Source organism: Streptomyces sp. NPDC002680 (assembly GCF_042889145.1).
Lineage (GTDB): Bacteria > Actinomycetota > Actinomycetes > Streptomycetales > Streptomycetaceae > Streptomyces > Streptomyces adonidis.
In genome coordinates this window covers 176350-192791 of sequence record NZ_JBIAQP010000018.1, presented here as the reverse complement: position 1 = coordinate 192791, position 16442 = coordinate 176350, and the positions used below count along the sequence as shown (strand labels likewise).

Sequence of the window (16442 nt, the reverse complement as noted above, 5' to 3'; positions counted from 1 at the left end):
CGCGGATGACGCCGCCGAGGTGGGCCGAAGGACCTGTCCACCAAGGAGATTTCTGCAATGACACATGGTGCGGTGCCCGCAGCCGCTCGCTCGACGCTCGTGATCAGCGCGCATGCCGGTGACTTCGTCTGGCGGGCGGGAGGTGCCATCGCGCTGGCGGCCTCCCGTGGCGAGAAGGTCGTCATCGCCTGCCTGTCGTACGGGGAACGCGGCGAGTCCGCCAAGGCCTGGCGGGAGGGCAAATCGCTGGAGGAGATCAAGGGGATCCGCCGGACCGAGGCCGAGCAGGCCGCCGCCGCGCTCGGCGCCGAGGTCCGCTTCCTCGACGCCGGCGACTACCCCCTCCTCGCCACCCCCGAGCTGACCGACCAACTGGTGGGGATCTACCGGGACACCCAGCCCGATGTGGTCCTCACCCACCCGCTCGCCGACCCCTACAACGCCGACCACCCGGCCGCCGCCCGGATGGCCCTGGACGCGCGCATTCTCGCCCAGGCCATCGGCTACCCCGCCCCCGGTGAAGTCCTGGGCGCGCCCCCGGTGTTCTTCTTCGAGCCCCATCAGCCGGAGATGTGCGACTTCACCCCGCAGGTGCTGCTCGACATCACCGAGGTGTTCGACACCAAGCGCAAGGCCATGGAGTGCCTGTCCGCCCAGCAGCACCTGTGGGACTACTACACCGACCTCGCCAAGCGGCGCGGAGTCCAGCTCAAGCGCAACGCCGGCCCCAACCTCGGCCTCCCGCACACCACTTACGGCGAGGCGTATATGCGCCCCTACCCGCAGGTCACGGGGGAACTGGCATGAGCGGCGTCATCGTCACCAACCCGCCGCGCGCAGCGGCCGAGGACGTCGAGACGCTGGCCCGCCACGGCGTGGCCACCGTCCACGAGGCCCTGGGCCGCACCGGTCTCCTCGGCCCCTCCCTGCGCCCGATCCAGCAGGACGTACGCATCGCGGGCACCGCCGTCACCGCGCTGTGCTGGCCCGGCGACAACCTCATGATCCACGCGGCCGTCGAACAGTGCGCCGAGGGCGACATCCTGGTCGTCACCACCACGTCCCCCAGTACGGACGGCCTGTTCGGCGAACTCTTCGCAACCGCCCTGCGGCGCCGGGGTGTTCGTGGCCTGGTCATCAACACCGGCGTCCGTGACACCGCCGAACTGCGCGCCATGGACTTCCCCGTCTGGTCGGCTGCGGTCTCCGCTCAGGGCACGGTCAAGGCGACGGGCGGCTCGGTCAACGTCCCGATCGTGGTCGGCGGCCGGCAGATCCACCCCGGTGATGTGATCATCGCCGACGACGACGGCGTGATGGTCGTCCCCCGGCTGCGCTCGGCCGAGGCGGTCAAGGCGTCCGAGGCCCGCATCGCGAAGGAGGAGGCGTCCCGACTGGCCTTCGCCGACGGCCAGTTGGGCCTGGACCGGTACGGGCTGCGCGAGACGCTCGTACGGCTGGGGGTCACGTACCAGTCGTACGAGGAGTACGTCCGGGGCGGAGCCGACTCGTGAGCACCGGCCCGGGGGAGGAGCTGCGCTGCATGCTGATGCGGGGCGGCACCTCCAAGGGCGCCTACTTCCTCGCCGAGGACCTTCCGGCCGATCCCGCGTCCCGCGACGACCTGCTGCTGCGGGTCATGGGCAGCCCCGACCCCCGCCAGATCGACGGCCTCGGCGGAGCGCACCCGCTCACCAGCAAGGTGGCCGTCGTCCTCCGCTCGGACGACGAACAGGCCGACGTCGACTATCTGTTCCTCCAAGTCGGCGTCGAGGAGCCGGAGGTGAGTGACCGTCAGAACTGCGGGAACCTCCTCGCGGGCGTCGGCCCGTTCGCCGTCGAACGCGGACTCGTCGCGGCCGGGGACGAGTTGACCTCCGTACGCATCCGCATGGTCAACAGCGGCGACCACGCCACCGCGACCTTTCCCACGGCGGAGGGGCGGGTCGTGTACGAGGGCACGACCGAGATCTCCGGTGTGCCCGGTGGCGCCGCTCCGGTGACGATCGGGTTCGGGCGGGGGAGCGGACCCCTGCTGCCGACCGGCCGGGTCCGGGACACCGTCGCCGGTACACCGGTGACCTGCGTCGACAACGGCATGCCGACCGTGCTGATCGCCGCCTCCGCCCTCGGTGTCACCGGTTACGAGGAACCGAGGGACCTGGAGGAGAACGTCACCCTCAACGAACGGCTGCGCGAGATCCGGCTGGAGGCGGGCAAGTTGATGGGCCTCGGTGATGTCTCCGCGACGACCGTGCCCAAGCTCAGCCTGCTCGCCCCGCCCGCGCACGGCGGCACCGTCATGACCCGCACCTTCATCCCGGTCCGCTGTCACACGGCGATCGGTGTGCTGGGTGCCGCGAGTGTCGCCGCCGGGCTGCGCATACCCGGTGGCGTAGGGGAGGGCGTGGCGCGTCTCCCCACCCCCGACGACGCCCCACTGCGCATCGAACACCCCACCGGATTCCTGGACGTCGAAACCGTCGTCTCCCTCAGCGACACCGACGGCCCCACCCCGGTCGCGCACCGCACGGCCGTCGTCCGTACCGCCCGCAAGATCTTCGACGGCACGGTCTTCCCCCGCCCCGCCGCACCTCTCCCCGTCAGGAGCAGCTGATGACCCCGCCGCTCGGCGACATCGCCCACCTCGGCCATGTCGAACTCCTCACCCCCGACCTGGACGCCAGCGTCCGGTTCTTCACCACGATCCTCGGCCTGACCGAGAACGGCCGCTCCGGCGACTCGGTGTATCTGAGGACCTGGGACGACTACGAGCACCACAGCCTCACCCTCACCGCCCACTCGACCTCCGGCATCCGCCGCACCGCCCTGCGCGCCTCCAGCGAGGAGGCACTGCAACGCCGGGTCAAGGAGACCGAGAACGCGGGCCGCCCCGGCCGCTGGGTCGAGGACGAACCGGGTCTCGGCCCGCTGTACGTCACCACCGACCCCGACGGCCACGAGTACGCCCTGTACTGGGAGAGCGAGTGGTACGAGGCGCCGCCCGAGCTGCGGCCCGGCCTCAAGAACCAGCCCCAGGCCAAGCCCGCGACGGGCGTCGGCGTACGCCGCCTCGACCACGTCAACTTCCTCGCCGCCGCGGTCGATTCGAACGCCGGCTTCGTCCAGCACGTCCTCGGCGCCCGCCCCACCGAGCAGATCGTGCTCGACGAGGGGCGCCTGGCCGCGCAGTGGCTGACGTTCACCAACAAGTCGTACGACATCGTCTACACGGAGGACTGGTCCGGCTCCAGCGGCCGGCTGCACCACATCGCGTTCGCCACGGACACCCGCGAGGACATCCTGCGCGCGGCCGACCTGTGCCTGGACAACGGCGTGCACATCGAGACCGGCCCGCACAAGCACGCCATCCAGCAGACGTTCTTCCTGTACGTCTACGAGCCCGGCGGCAACCGCATCGAACTCTGCAACCCGCTCACCCGCCTCGTCCTGGCCCCCGACTGGCCGCTGATCACCTGGACGAAGGAGGAGCGGGCCAAGGGCCAGGCGTGGGGTCTGAAGACCATCGAGTCGTTCCACACGCACGGGACGCCTCCGCTCGACAGCTGACGCTCCGACCGGCGAGTGTGGGCCGTGACCGGCGACGACGCGGCCCACACCCCTCCCCGGACCGCCGCTTCCTGAGATTGTTGACAAAAACGTTGACACTTACTCGACGGCTCCCTACCGTCGAGCGCACCTCCCCCCGCTCTCCTGCTGGACGATAGGAAACAACGATGTCTCCGTCCCCCGCCTCCGCTCCGCCCGCTCGCGGCGGCAGACTGGCCGTGCTCGTCGTCGGTCTGTGTTGGCTGGTCGTCTTCTTCGACGGCCTCGACATGTTCGTCTACGGCGCCGAACTGCCCCACATGCTGGAGCACAAGGCCCTCGGACTCGTCCCCGCCCAGGCCGGTGACCTCGGCAGCTACGCCACCTTCGGCATGCTGATCGGCGCCCTGTCCGCGGGCACGGTCACCGACTGGATCGGCCGCAAGAAGGTCATCCTCACCTGCACCGCCGTGTTCTCGCTGGCGTCCGTCCTGTGCGCGGTCGCCCCCAGCCTCGGGGTGTTCGGCCTCGGCCGCTTCATCGCCGGCCTGGGCCTCGGTGGCCTTCTCCCCACGACGATCACGATGGTCTCCGAGTACGCCCCACGCGGCCGGGGCGCCCTGATCGTCGGCACGCTGATGACCGCGCACCAGGCCGGCGGCATCATGGCGGGCTTCCTGGGCCTGTGGACGAGCGGCCCCGACGGCTGGCGTGTCGCGTACTGGATCTGCGTGATCCCGCTGCTGATCGGGGTCCCGCTGGTCGCGAAGTACCTGCCCGAGTCGATGCGCTTCCTGATCGCCAAGGGACGGGTCGAGGAGGCCCGGGCGCTCGCCGACCGCTACGACGTCGAACTGCCCGCCGCCGCGACGGAGCGCCCCGCCGCCGGGGACCGCTGGAGCGCGGTCGCGGCCCTGTTCCGCGGCGACCTGTGGCGTACGACGGCTCTCTTCTGGCTGGCGTCCTTCTGCGGACTGCTCCTGGTGTACGGGGTCAGCAACTGGCTGCCGACGATGATGCGCGGCGCGGGCTACGAACTGGGCTCCTCCCTCTCCTTCCTGATCGTCATCAACCTCGGCGGCATCGTGGGGATGCTGGTCGCCGGCCGCTGCTCCGACCGCTACGGCTCCGCCCGTATCGCCACGATCTGGTTCGCGGGCACGGCGGTGGGCGTCTACCTCCTGGGCGTCCACATGGCACTGCCGCTCACGTACACCGTGGTCTTCCTCACCGGCATGTTCCTCTTCAGCGCCCAGGCCATGATCTACGCGACGGTGGCGGGCCGCTCGACCGACGCCAACCGGGCGACGGCGGTGGGCTGGGTGTCCGGCATCGGCCGCTTCGGCGCGGTGTTCGGGCCGTGGCTCGGGGGCCGGCTGGTGGCGAACGGGTCGGAGAGCTGGGGGTTCACGGCGTTCGCCGTCGCGGCGGTACTGGCGACGGTGTTCGTCGCGCTGACGGGCCTGCGGGCGCCTCGGCAGGCGCCGTCGGAAAAGCGGGCGGAGGAACTGTCGGCCGCGGGCTGAGCAGGCATCTTCCTCGCCCCCGCCGCCCCTACCCGTCCCATCCTCGGGGGCTCCGCCCCCGAACCCCCGCTCCTCAAACGCCGGAGGGGCTGACTATCCAGCCCGTCCGGCGTTTGAGGACGAGCGCGTAGCGCGATATGGGGGTTCGGGGGCGGAGCCCCCGAGGGATGGGACGGGTAGGGGCGGCGGGGGCGAAAAAAATTGTGCGCCCACCTGTCACAACCCCCGGTCGACCGGTGTCTTGAGGCCGAACCCCCTTCGAAGGGGTGCCGTTCCAACGGAGGAGAGACACCATGACCGGGAACATCGAGGTCGTAGTGATCGGTGGCGGGTACGCGGGCGTCATGGCGGCCAACCGGCTCACGCAGCGCGCCGACGTGACCGTCACCCTGATCAACCCGCGCCCGTCCTTCGTCGACCGGATCCGCCTGCACCAGATGGTGGGCGGCACCGGCGAGGCGGTCGTCGACTACCGGAAGGTTCTCGCCGAGAGGGTTCGCCTGGTGGTGGACAGCGCGACCCGGATCGACGCGGCCGGGCGTGTCGTGACGCTGGCGAGCGGCGGGACCGTCGGATACGACCACCTCGTCTACGCGGTCGGCAGCGGCAGCGCCGCCCCGAGCGTGCCTGGTGCCGCCGAGTTCGCCTACCCGATCGCCGGTCTGGAGGAGGCGCAGCGGCTGCGGCCGGTTCTCGACGCCGAGGCCGTCACGGCACCGGTGACCGTCGTCGGCGCCGGGCCGACCGGTATCGAGACCGCCGCCGAGCTGGCGGAGCAGGGCCGCGCGGTGACCCTGGTGTGCGGCGGCCCGCTCGGCCCGTCGCTGCACCCGCGAGGGCGGCGCTCGGTGGCCAAGCGGCTCACCGCCTTCGGGGTGACCGTGCTCGACGGCCCCGACACGAAGGTCACGGAGGTGACCCGTGACGCCGTACGGCTCGCCGGTGGCCGCGAGCTGTCCAGCGCGGTGACGATCTGGACCGCCGGTTTCGGCGTGCCGGACCTGGCCGCCCGCAGCGGACTGCGCACCGACGCCCTGGGCCGCCTGCTCACGGACGAGACGCTGACGAGCGTGGACGACCCGCGCATCGTCGCGGCCGGGGACTCGGCGGCCCCCTCGGACCTGCCGTTCCGGATGAGCTGCCAGGCCGCGGTCCAGCTGGGCCCGCAGGCCGCCGAGACGGTGCTGAGCCGCATCGCGGGGGAGCAGCCGGCGTCCGTCGAGGTGGGTTTCGTCGGCACGTGCATCAGCCTGGGGCGCCGCGCCGGGATCTTCCAGGTCATGACGAAGGACGACACCGTCAGGAAGTACTACATCGGCGGCCGGTCGGGCGCCAAGGTCAAGGAACTCATCTGCAGGAGCATCCCCTGGCAGCTGTCGTACGAGGCCCGCAAGCCCGGTGCGCGCACCTGGTGGACCAAGGACGCCAAGCGCCGCGAACTGCTCCAGAGCGAACTCGGCCAGAAGCGGACCCCCGCCGAGCGGGCGGCCTGAACCGGAGCCGGAGCCCGGCGTGTCACATTCGGAGCGCCGGGCAACGTCTCCCTGTCGACGGAACGGCTGTCGACTGTCAACGAGGACGAAGAGGACCATGTCGTGGACGCACGCCCGAGCACCGATGAGACCGACCCGGCGACCGAGACGTTCGTCGCCCACCGCAACCTGCTCTTCACCGTCGCCTACGAGATGCTCGGCTCGGCGGCCGACGCAGAGGACGTCCTCCAGGAGACCTGGCTGCGCTGGGTCAAGGTCGACCTCGCCCAGGTCCGCGACCAGCGCGCCTACCTGGTCAGGATCACCACCCGCCAGTCCCTCAACCGGCTGCGCACCATGAGCCGCCGCAAGGAGGCCTACGTCGGCCAGTGGCTGCCCGAACCGCTGCTGACCACCCCGGACGTCGCCGAGGACGTCGAACTCGCCGAGAGCATCTCCATGGCCCTGATGCTTGTCCTGGAAACCCTCTCCCCGACCGAACGGGCCGTCTTCGTCCTGCGCGAGGTCTTCGACACCGGCTACGACGAGATCGCCGCCGCCGTCGACAAGACCCCCGCGACCGTCCGTCAGATCGCCCACCGCGCCCGCCGCCACGTCGACGCCCGCCGCCCCCGCCAGACGGTGTCGCCCGACGAGAGCCGGGCCGTCCTGGAATCGTTCCAGCGCGTACTGGAGACCGGGGACCCGCAGACCCTCCTCGACGTGCTCGCCCCGGACGTCGTCATGGTCAACGACGGCGGCGGCATCAAGCAGGCCGCGCTGAGGCCGATCAACGGTGCCGAGAAGGTGGCCCGCTTCCTGGTCGGCGCGCTCGGCAAGAACACGAGCCCGATCACCATCGCCCCGACCGTGGTCAACGGCAGCACGGCACTCGCCGTACACCTGGACGGCGAACTCGACGGGATCATGGCGATGCGCATCGAGAACGCGCGCGTCACCGGCCTCTACTACGTCCGCAACCCCGAGAAACTGACCCGCGCGGAGACGGAGACCCCCCTCACTCTGCGATGAAGGCGAGGCAGGCCGACAGGCCGCGGCGGGCCACTGGCGGGGGCGTCAGTCGTCCGCCGTGGCCTGCCGTACGTGCCGGGCGATGAAGGCGTAGATCTCCCGCGCCCGCTCGTCGTCGTTGAGGTCGTAGCCGTGGTCGACCCCCGCCACGTCATGGTGTTCGACCAGCGCCCCCACCTGCCGCAGCCGCTCGGCGTAGCGCACGTTCTCCGCGCGCAGGCGGTCGTGCGCGGCCGTGACGATCAGGGCCGGGGCGATGCCCTTGAGGTCAGCGGTCTCCTTCGGGTGGGCGGGGGAGACCAGCCGGTCGGCGCGCTCGCGCGGGTCCGGGACGTACGCGCTGTCGAACACCTCGCCCATCCACGGGCGCAGCATCGGCTTGGCGATCGCCGCCCGCTTGTCCTTCGCGGGGGTCGCGAGGTCGAGCGGCGCGTAGTGGAGAACCTGGAGCGCGATCGAGGGACCGGCCTCCTCCAGGGCCTGGCGTGCCACGGCCGCCGCGAGACCGCCGCCCGCGCTCTGCCCGCCGACGGTGAGCCGGGCGCCGTCCCAGCCGTGCTCGGCACCGTGCTCGGCGATCCAGCGGACCACCTCGTACGCCTGCCGGGGCGGGGCCGGGAACGGATGCTGCGGAGCGACGACGTAGTCGACGTTGACGACGACCGCGCCCGCCAGCGCGGCGACGGCACGGCACAAGGCGTCGTCCGTCTCCGTGACGGCCATGATGAAGCCGCCGCCGTGGAAGTTGACGTGGACGGGCGGGGCCGGGTCCTCGGTCGCGGGCCGGTAGACCGTGACCCGGGCGGGGACGACCGACGAAGGGACCGTCAACTCGCTGGTGTCGCGCGCGAATTCGGGAAGGCGGGCGTGGGCGGCGGCAGTGGTACCCCGTCCACTGGTCCGCCGCTCCGCGAGAGTGACGAGACGCTGCATCGTCTTGGCGATGAGGGAGGCCACCGCAGGCCGGGCCAGGAGGGACATGCGGTTCCGATCGGTCGGGCTATTGCCAGGAATCCTGTCGATCGACAGGATGACATTAAACACGACCGTTCGGTACAGCGGAAGCCGCCCGGGCGACCGGGAACTCGCCCGGGCGCCGTCCGCCGGACAGTCGCTACGCCTTGTAGGCGATCCCCCCGTACACGTCCGTCGGCTCCGGCGAGGTGCCGGGCTCCGGGCGCCACAGCGGGCAGGAGACGATGCCCGGCTCCAGCAGCTCCAGACCCTCGTAGAGCGCCGTGAGCTTGTCGGGGCTGCGCAGCACGTACGGGACCGCGCCCGTGTCGTCGTACCCCTGCTGGGCGCGCTTGAGTTCCTCGTCGGTGTCCGTGCTGTCGTAGTGCACGAAGTAGCTGCCCGGGGGCAGGGCGGCCTGGAGGCGGTGCGTGATCGACTTGGCCTCCTCCCAGTCCTGGATGTGGCCGAGGATGCCCATCAGCATCAGCGCCACCGGCTTGTCGAAGTCCAGGAACCTGCCCGCCGCCTCGATGATCTTCTCGGGCTCGCGCAGATCCGAGTCCACGTAGTCCGTGGTGCCCTCGGGGGTGCTGGTGAGCAGCGCCTGGGCGTGCCGCAGGACGAGCGGGTCGTTGTCGACGTAGACGATGCGCGACTCGGGGGCGACCTTCTGGGCCACCTGGTGCGTGTTGTCGTACGTCGGCAGGCCGGTGCCGATGTCGAGGAACTGGCGGATACCGCACTCGCGGGCCACGAAGGTGACCGCGCGGATCAGGTACACGCGGGAAGCCCGGGCCATCGTCTCGATGTTGGGGGCGATCTCGCGGTACTCGTCGCCCGCCTGGCGGTCGACCTCGTAGTTGTCCTTGCCACCCATCCAGTAGTTCCAGATACGGGCGGAGTGCGGCACCGTGGTGTCGATCTTGGACAGTGCTTCCTGGTCGGGGGTGGGCCGGCCGTCTGTCATCGGGGTCTCCTGATTCGCCTCACGCGGACTTCGCTAACCTACCGTCAACTGCCGTGCAGGTTGCCGGAGTTGGGACTGGCGGGACGCGGGTGCACGGATGCGGCGACCCGGTTCGGCGGGCGGCTCGGCGGCGTCGATCGTCACGACGGGAACGTGCTGGGCGAGCGTGCGGAACACCCGGGCGTACGCGAGGGTCGCGGCCACGGTCTCCGCGTCGTCGTCGCCGTGCTCGCCGCCGACGAGATGGAGCATGGCGCCGTCGCGTTCCGCGACCGCCTCGGCGTGGTCGAGTGCCTGGATCCAGGTCACCCGGGAACGTCCGTGACGCAGCGGCCCGTACACGAGTTCCCTGATGATGCCGCCGTCGATGGCGAGCCGGCCGGGTGCGGACAGCAGTTCGCGGTACGGCAGCGTCGGGTCGAGGTGGTGCAGACCGCCCGGCGGCCGCCGTAACAGGAAACCGGCGCGGGCCAGTTCGGCGAACACCGGGGTCCGGCGGATGCCCTCGTGGCCCTCGACGACCAGGGTGCGGTACGGGGCCACGGCTTCCGCGGTGGTCTGCGGAAGGTTCATCGCGGGGGCGTCCCGGTCCGTCGGGGAGCGGCCCGGCAGGGGAGGCCGGCGCGTCCGGGCGGCATGACTCGACCCGGGACGCGAGGCGGCGTACGCATGCCGCTCCCTTCGGTCTTCGCAGTGATGCGTGAGGTCGTGCGTCAACTCCCTCAGTGTGTACGGGACCTGCGCACGGCGGGAGTGCTCGTGCGGGTTGTCCGGTTGTGCGGGTGTGGTGGTGCGCCGTACGCCGGCGAAGTGCGCCGGTGGGTCAGCGGGTCAGGCGATCAGGAAGTCGGCCTGGCCGGACTTGGCGCCCTCCAGGAACGACACCATCTCGTCCCGGGAGTAGACCAGCGCGGGCCCGTCCGGGTCCTTGGACTGCCGGAACGCGACACTGCCGTCGGGCAGTCGCTTGGCCTCGACGCAGCTGCCGCCGTTGGTGCCGCTCCAGGGCTTGTGCCAGCCCTCGGAGCCGAGTTCGGACGCGGGCATCCCGCTGTGGATGGGGCCGTTGGTTGCCATGGTTCACAACTCCTTACGCAGTGCTGCCAGGGTCTCCCTGGTCCGAGCGACCGGCTCCGCCTGAACGGACATCCGGTCCAGTACCTCCAGGTACGTCACGACGTCGGCGGGCTGGTCGAAGTACTGCGCGCCGGCGAGGCTCTCCGTGTAGACGACGTCGGGCAGTTCGGAGAAGCCGAAGCGGAAGTAGTGGAAGGGGCCGAAGGCTCCGGGGTGCGGGCCGACGGCGAAGCGCATGATCTGGATACGGACCTTCGGGTACTCCAACACCTCACTGAGGTGGTCGATCTGAGCCCGCATCACCTCGGCCCCGCCCACGGGCCGGCGCAGCACGGTCTCGTCCAGTACGGCCCAGACGGCGGGCGCCTCGGGCTTGTCGAGCAGATCCTGGCGCTTCAGTCTCAGGTCGACCCGGCGCCGGATGTCCTCGGGACTCTCGTTGGGAAAGCCGATGCGCAGCAGCGCGGCGGCATAGTCGTGGGTCTGCAACAGGCCGGGGACGTAGTGGGGTTCGTAGAGCCGGATGACGGTGGCTTCGCTCTCCAGGCTCACATAGGCGCTGAACCACTCCGGCAGCACATCGCGGTACGTGTACCACCAGCCGGGCTTGTTGGCCTCCCTGGCCAGCTTGAGGAAGTCGTCGACCTCCTTGGCCAGGACCCCGTAGGTGCGCAGCAGCTCCTTCACGTAGGGGATGCGGAGGCCGACCTCGGCCTTCTCCATCCGGCGGACCGTCAACGGCGTGACCTCGATCGCCCGTGCGGCGTCCTCGAACGACACCCCTGCCTGCTCCCGCAGATGCCTCAACCGCTTTCCGAGGACCATCCGAAGGACAGTGGGGGCACTTCCGCCTGAGCGGTTCTCGCTCACGTGGGACCTCCGGGGACCGCCGTCACAGCGGGCAGTGTGCCACGTCTTCGGTTGACACCGACAGGCCTTTGCGCTTCATTCTGAAATTATCAGAACGAAGGTTGCGAGCTGTGCCTGTCGGTCACCATAGTGATCGAGTGACCTGGCGCACACCGTGAGTTGGCGTCGCCGAGTCAGCCCCACACCGACGTGCTGCGAGACTGCGAGACCCTGGATGGCCGCCGTGACGAACGGACAACCGAGAAGCCCCGGCAAGGGCGCGGGCGGAGCCAACAAGACCCTGGCGACCGCGCTCAAGGACGCCGGCTGCTCGTACGCCTCACTCGCGCACCGCGTCAACGAACTGGGCCGCCGGCAGGGCGTGGACACCAACTACGACAAGGCGTCGGTCACCCGCTGGCTCCAGGGCCAGCAGCCCCGGGGCGGCACACCCGAGTTGATCGCCGCGGTGCTGAGCGAGCGGCTGGCCCGCCCGCTCTCCCCGGCGGACCTCGGCTTCGTGCCGGACCAGCAACGCCCGGTCGTGGGCAGGGCACTTGTGTACGGCGAGGACGTGGCGGAAACCCTGCACACCCTGGCGGAACTCGGCTCCACCGACATCTCCCGGCGCACCCTTCTCGGCACGGTCCCGTTCGTCGCGGGAGCCCTGACGAACCCTCAACGGGAGTGGCTGCTCTGGCTGTTGGAGAACGAGGGGACGGCGGCTGACGCGGGTGCCGTCCGCCTCGCGTCGGTGGCCGTCGCGCCACCCGGCGCCGCCGGTCCGGTGGAACAGGTCCACGCGATGATCGGCATGTTCGACGAGATGGACAACCACTACGGGGGCGGCGGGGTCCGCACCAGCATCGTGCACTACCTGTCCACCGAGATCATCCCCATGCTCCAGCAGCGCGGCGTCGCCCCGGGCCGGCTGCGCGAGCTGTTCGCCGCCGCGGCCCGCCTCGCGGCGATGGCCGGCTGGAGTTCGTACGACGCGGGGGAGTACGGGCTCGCCCAGCGCTATATGACCCAGGGGCTGCGGCTCTGCGCCGAGGGGCGCGACCGGGTGCTCGGCGGGCAGATCCTGGCCGGTCTGTCCCACCTGGCGACGAGCCTCGGCCGCCCCGACGAGGGCGTGTGCCTGGCACGGGCCGGCCTCGCCACGGCGAAGGGCGCGGGCAGCCCGCTCGGCCTCATGCGCCTGTACGCCATGTCGGCCAGGGGACACGCGGCGCTCGGCCGCGCCCGCGAGACCTCCGACGCCCTGCACGCGGCCGAGCAGCAACTGGCCGCGAGCCGGGGCAGCGACCAGGAGTCGCCCTGGGTGCGCTTCCTGGACCACCACTATCTGGAGGCGGAGTCGGCGGTGTGCTTCCGGGACCTGGGCTGGGCGGCCCAGGCGGAGGACACCGCGAAGCAGTCGGTACGCGCCCACGCGGACCGCCGCCGCCGCCAGGCCATCAGCCGCTCGGTACTTGCCACGGCCCACCTCCAACAACACCGCCTCGACGAGGCGTTGAGCACGGCCACGGAGGCACTGGACGCCCTGAGCGGCGTCCACAGCGAACGCTCGATCCAGGCCCTGCGCGACTTCCGGGGGCGACTGGCCCCGCACCGGGGAGAGCCGATGGTGCAGGAGTTCGACCGCAGATCACGCCCGGTACTGGGGGCGGCGGCATGACGGAGCCCTTGCGATGGCCAAGGGCACTGGGCGCGGACGCGGCCCTAAGGGGCGCGGGGAACTGCGCGACCAGCCACGACGCTCCCGCAGCAACAAACCCAGCGGACCCAACCCACTCATACCCCCGCTACCTCAATACCCCTCCGGCGTAGGCGAGTTCTGCCCCCTGTCCACCGGCAGATTCGCCCCCGAGACACCACTCGACGCGTCGGACAGCAGAAACGCGACCACCTCAGCGACCTCCTCCGGCGTGACCGGCTCACCGCCGGGCAACTCGGCAGCCGTGAACGCCGCGTACGCCTCAGGTTCCTCAACCCGCATCCGGTCCCAGCGGCGACCGGGAATCAGCATCGAGCCCGGGGAGACCGCGTTCACGCGGATGCGGTCGGGGCCGAGTTCGCGGGCCAGGGAGGCCGCCAGGTGGATCTGGGCGGCCTTGGCCACGCCGTACTGCGCGTACGGTCCCGGTTTCCAGCCGGAGATCGACGCGATCACGACGACCGAGCCGCCGCCGGCCGCCCGCAGCCCCGGCAGCGCGGCCCGGACGAGCCGGGCCGTGTGACCGGCGTTCAGCTCCCAGGTCGCCGTCCAGTCCTGTGCGACCGATCGTTCGAGTCGCCCGCCCCGGGAGCCCCCGACACACGCGACGACGCCGTCCAACGCTCCGCCGAAACGTTTCGTCGCAGCACTGGCGAAGTCCTCCAGCCGATCGGGCTCCACCACGTCCAGCACCTCGGTGAGCAGTCGGCCGCTCGCCTCCTCGTCCAGGGAGGCCCTCAACGACGCCAGCCCCGACTCCGTGCGCGCACAGGTCGCCACCCGTGCGCCCTCAGCGAGCAGCAGCCGTACGATCCGTTCGCCGAGCCCCCGGGTGCCCCCGGTGACCAGCACCCTCTTGCCCCGTACCCCGGCCGGGCCGCCGGAGCGGTACCGCGAGCCGGTGGCCCGGCCTTCGTTCACGTACTCCATGAACGGGAACCTACCGCCCCCGCCACTACGCATATGCAACCGGACAACCCCCGCACTCCCTGTCCCGGTGGGCCCCCGGTGCTGTTGTCTTCGACAACAGCCACCGGCGCTCCGGCGCATCGGAAGGAGTCCTGATGACGGCACCCGCGGCATCCCCGCCTGGCTTACCCGGCCGTCGCCGCACCTCCGTGTGCCGGGCCGGGTGGCGGACGGTGGACGACACCGGACCGGACGGGACGGACCACCCGGACCACTCGGACCGCATGGACGACGCAGGCGCAGATGAGTACGTGTACGTGAACGTGAACTACATGGTGAGGCTTCCTTGATCTCCCTCAGCAGGCCCCGCCTGTTCCAGGTCGCCGTGCCCGCGCACCCCTCGTGTGCGGCCTGGGTACGGCGCACGGTGGCCGCGCACCTCACCCTCTGGCAGCTCTCGCATCTGCTCGACGACGCCGTCCTCGCGACGGACGAGCTGTTCGCGAACGCGGTCCGGCACGGGGGCGCCGGCCCGGCCGAAGCCATCGCCCTCGTGCTCGAACACACCGAGCACGAACTGCGCGTCACCCTCTCGGACCCCTCGCCCCGGCTGCCCCGGCCACGTACCCCCGGCACCGCGGCCGAGTCGGGCCGGGGGCTGTCCATCGTCGCCGCGCTCGCGGACGACTGGGGCACGGCGCCGCCGGATCCGGGCACCCCGGGCAAGAAGGTGTGGTTCTCGCTGGTCACAGGAGAGAAGACGTGAAGGTCGTCGGGGGCAGGAGAACGGTATGAGGAGCGCACCGCCGATGGAGACCGAGAACGCACAAGGCCCGGCGGCCGAACCGCCACCGGGAGCCCCGGCCGCGCTGGCCGCCGAACTGGTGCGCAGGGCCGAGGAGGACCAGCATCTGACCCGCCGGGCCCGCGAGGACCCCACCGCCCTCAACCGGCATTTCGTCACCCGGTGCCGCGCCGCCAACTCCGACGCCCTCAAGGCGGCCGTGGCCCGGCGCGGCTGGCCGGAGGCCGGTCAGGTCGGGGAGCCCGCCTCCACGGCGGCCCTGATGATCCTGCTGCACACCGCCGACCTCGGCTTCCAGCTGACCTGTCGCGATCTGATCGCCGAAGCCGTGGCGGACGGCGGCTGCCCGGCCGTGCACCACGCCTACATCGCCGACCACTGCGCGGTCGAACTGGGCCAGCCGCAGTTCTACGGCACCCGTATCGACGCCGGCACGCTCTGCCCGTACCCCATCCGCCACCCGGAGACGGTCGAGGAACGTCGCCAGGACGTCGGCCTGGCCCCGCTGGCGGAGCACCTGCCCGCACTACGGCATGCCGTGAGCGGAATACCGGACAGCGGATGTCCGGAATTGGCGACACCCTGGACGTGACACCGGTTCACGGGCCGGGTCGGTCGGGTCGTCGATCGCGCACGGAGGAGCCATGGACATGCGGCAGGACAGCAACCGGAGCCTGACGGGCAAGGTCGCCCTGGTCGCGGGCGCGACCAGAGGTGCCGGACGCGGTATCGCGGTGGAACTCGGCGCCGCCGGGGCCACCGTCTACGTGACCGGACGCAGCACCCGGCAGCAGCGCTCCGAGTACGACCGGCCGGAGACCATCGAGGACACCGCCGACCTGGTCACCGCGGCGGGCGGCCACGGCATCGCCGTACCCACCGACCATCTCGACCCGGCCCAGGTCAAGGCGCTGGTCGAGCGCATCGCCGAGGAGCAGAACCGGCTCGACGTCCTGGTGAACGACATCTGGGGCGGCGAGAACCTGTTCGAGTGGGAGAGCCCGGTCTGGGAGCACGACCTGGACAACGGGCTGCGGCTGCTGCGCCTCGCCGTCGAGACCCACGCCATCACCAGCCACCACGTCCTGCCCCTGCTGCTGCGCAACCCCGGCGGCCTGGTCGTCGAGATGACCGACGGCACCGCCGAATACAACCGGGACAACTACCGGCTCTCCTTCTTCTACGACCTCGCCAAGTCGTCCGTGCTGCGTATGGGCTTCGCCCTCGGACATGAACTCGGCCCGCGCGGCGCAACCGCCGTCACGCTGACCCCCGGCTGGCTGCGCTCCGAGATGATGCTCGAACACTTCGGCGTCGGCGAGGAGAACTGGCGGGACGCCCTGGAACGCATCCCGCACTTCGCCATCTCGGAGACCCCGCGCTTCGTCGGCCGCGCCGTGACGGCCCTCGCGACCGATCCCGACGTGGCCCGCTGGAACGGCCAGTCCTTCTCCAGCGGCGGGCTCGCCCAGGTCTACGGCTTCACCGACCTCGACGGCAGCCGTCCGGACGCCTGGCGCTACATGGTCGAGGTCCAGGACGCGGGGAAACCGGCGGACGCGAGCGGATACCGGTAGGG

At 71.1% G+C, this 16442-nt stretch carries 17 protein-coding genes; 11 read left to right on the top strand and 6 right to left on the bottom strand.

Annotation, left to right across the window (positions count from 1 at the left end; all coding sequences use genetic code 11):
- The first annotated feature begins 57 nt into the window (after positions 1–57).
- From ACFYXF_RS38535 to ACFYXF_RS38505, 7 genes are all read left to right on the top strand, one after another.
- Positions 58–807 (top strand): PIG-L deacetylase family protein, encoded by a 750-nt coding sequence (locus ACFYXF_RS38535; RefSeq protein ID WP_389356634.1) that lies wholly within the window; start codon positions 58–60, stop codon positions 805–807.
- Entirely contained in the window at positions 804–1514 is a 711-nt protein-coding gene (locus tag ACFYXF_RS38530; protein WP_389356633.1) for a 4-carboxy-4-hydroxy-2-oxoadipate aldolase/oxaloacetate decarboxylase, read from the top strand. Before ACFYXF_RS38535 ends, ACFYXF_RS38530 begins: the two co-directional genes overlap by 4 nt.
- 29 nt (positions 1515–1543) lie before the next feature.
- Positions 1544–2617 (top strand): 4-oxalomesaconate tautomerase, encoded by a 1074-nt coding sequence (locus tag ACFYXF_RS38525; protein ID WP_389356704.1) that lies wholly within the window; start codon positions 1544–1546, stop codon positions 2615–2617.
- Entirely contained in the window at positions 2617–3570 is a 954-nt protein-coding gene (locus ACFYXF_RS38520) for a catechol 2,3-dioxygenase (RefSeq protein WP_389356632.1), read from the top strand. The genes ACFYXF_RS38525 and ACFYXF_RS38520 overlap by 1 nt, the downstream gene beginning before the upstream one ends.
- A gap of 167 nt (positions 3571–3737) precedes the next feature.
- Positions 3738–5075, top strand: coding sequence for an MFS transporter (locus ACFYXF_RS38515; protein ID WP_389356631.1), 1338 nt, complete (start codon positions 3738–3740; stop codon positions 5073–5075).
- 293 nt (positions 5076–5368) lie between these two features.
- The gene (locus tag ACFYXF_RS38510) at positions 5369–6568 is read left to right on the top strand and encodes an NAD(P)/FAD-dependent oxidoreductase (RefSeq protein ID WP_389356630.1); all 1200 of its coding nucleotides are present in this window, start codon (positions 5369–5371) and stop codon (positions 6566–6568) included.
- Positions 6569–6670: 102 nt separating this feature from the next.
- Positions 6671–7579 (top strand): RNA polymerase sigma-70 factor, encoded by a 909-nt coding sequence (locus tag ACFYXF_RS38505; protein WP_389356629.1) that lies wholly within the window; start codon positions 6671–6673, stop codon positions 7577–7579.
- A gap of 45 nt (positions 7580–7624) precedes the next feature.
- Here ACFYXF_RS38505 and ACFYXF_RS38500 read toward each other — a convergent pair whose 3' ends face one another.
- The 5 genes from ACFYXF_RS38500 to ACFYXF_RS38480 all read right to left on the bottom strand — a co-directional run bounded on the left by ACFYXF_RS38500 (position 7625) and on the right by ACFYXF_RS38480 (position 11405).
- Entirely contained in the window at positions 7625–8560 is a 936-nt protein-coding gene (locus ACFYXF_RS38500; RefSeq protein ID WP_389356628.1) for an alpha/beta hydrolase fold domain-containing protein, read from the bottom strand.
- Positions 8561–8693: 133 nt separating this feature from the next.
- A complete protein-coding gene (locus ACFYXF_RS38495) occupies positions 8694–9503 on the bottom strand; it encodes an SAM-dependent methyltransferase (protein ID WP_389356627.1) in 810 nt (269 codons plus the stop codon).
- Positions 9504–9536: 33 nt separating this feature from the next.
- A complete protein-coding gene (locus ACFYXF_RS38490) occupies positions 9537–10076 on the bottom strand; it encodes a hypothetical protein (RefSeq protein WP_389356626.1) in 540 nt (179 codons plus the stop codon).
- A gap of 258 nt (positions 10077–10334) precedes the next feature.
- Complete coding sequence (locus ACFYXF_RS38485; RefSeq protein ID WP_389356625.1) at positions 10335–10580, bottom strand: DUF397 domain-containing protein; 246 nt, start codon at positions 10578–10580, stop codon at positions 10335–10337.
- 3 nt (positions 10581–10583) lie between these two features.
- Positions 10584–11405, bottom strand: coding sequence for a helix-turn-helix domain-containing protein (locus ACFYXF_RS38480; RefSeq protein WP_389356624.1), 822 nt, complete (start codon positions 11403–11405; stop codon positions 10584–10586).
- Between the two features lie 259 nt (positions 11406–11664).
- On the opposite strand from ACFYXF_RS38480, the gene ACFYXF_RS38475 reads away from it, so the two are divergent.
- Entirely contained in the window at positions 11665–13110 is a 1446-nt protein-coding gene (locus tag ACFYXF_RS38475; RefSeq protein WP_389356623.1) for a hypothetical protein, read from the top strand.
- Between the two features lie 132 nt (positions 13111–13242).
- Here ACFYXF_RS38475 and ACFYXF_RS38470 read toward each other — a convergent pair whose 3' ends face one another.
- Positions 13243–14079, bottom strand: a complete 837-nt coding sequence (locus ACFYXF_RS38470; protein WP_389356622.1) for an SDR family NAD(P)-dependent oxidoreductase — start codon at positions 14077–14079, stop codon at positions 13243–13245.
- A gap of 325 nt (positions 14080–14404) precedes the next feature.
- On the opposite strand from ACFYXF_RS38470, the gene ACFYXF_RS38465 reads away from it, so the two are divergent.
- The 3 genes from ACFYXF_RS38465 to ACFYXF_RS38455 are packed head-to-tail and all read left to right on the top strand — an operon-like array spanning position 14405 to position 16440.
- Complete coding sequence (locus ACFYXF_RS38465; protein WP_389356621.1) at positions 14405–14824, top strand: ATP-binding protein; 420 nt, start codon at positions 14405–14407, stop codon at positions 14822–14824.
- A 43-nt stretch (positions 14825–14867) separates the two neighbouring features.
- On the top strand, positions 14868–15455 hold the full coding sequence (locus ACFYXF_RS38460) for a DUF6624 domain-containing protein (RefSeq protein ID WP_389356620.1): 588 nt from the start codon (positions 14868–14870) through the stop codon (positions 15453–15455).
- A gap of 58 nt (positions 15456–15513) precedes the next feature.
- Positions 15514–16440 (top strand): SDR family oxidoreductase, encoded by a 927-nt coding sequence (locus tag ACFYXF_RS38455; RefSeq protein WP_389356619.1) that lies wholly within the window; start codon positions 15514–15516, stop codon positions 16438–16440.
- The last annotated feature ends 2 nt before the right edge of the window (positions 16441–16442 follow it).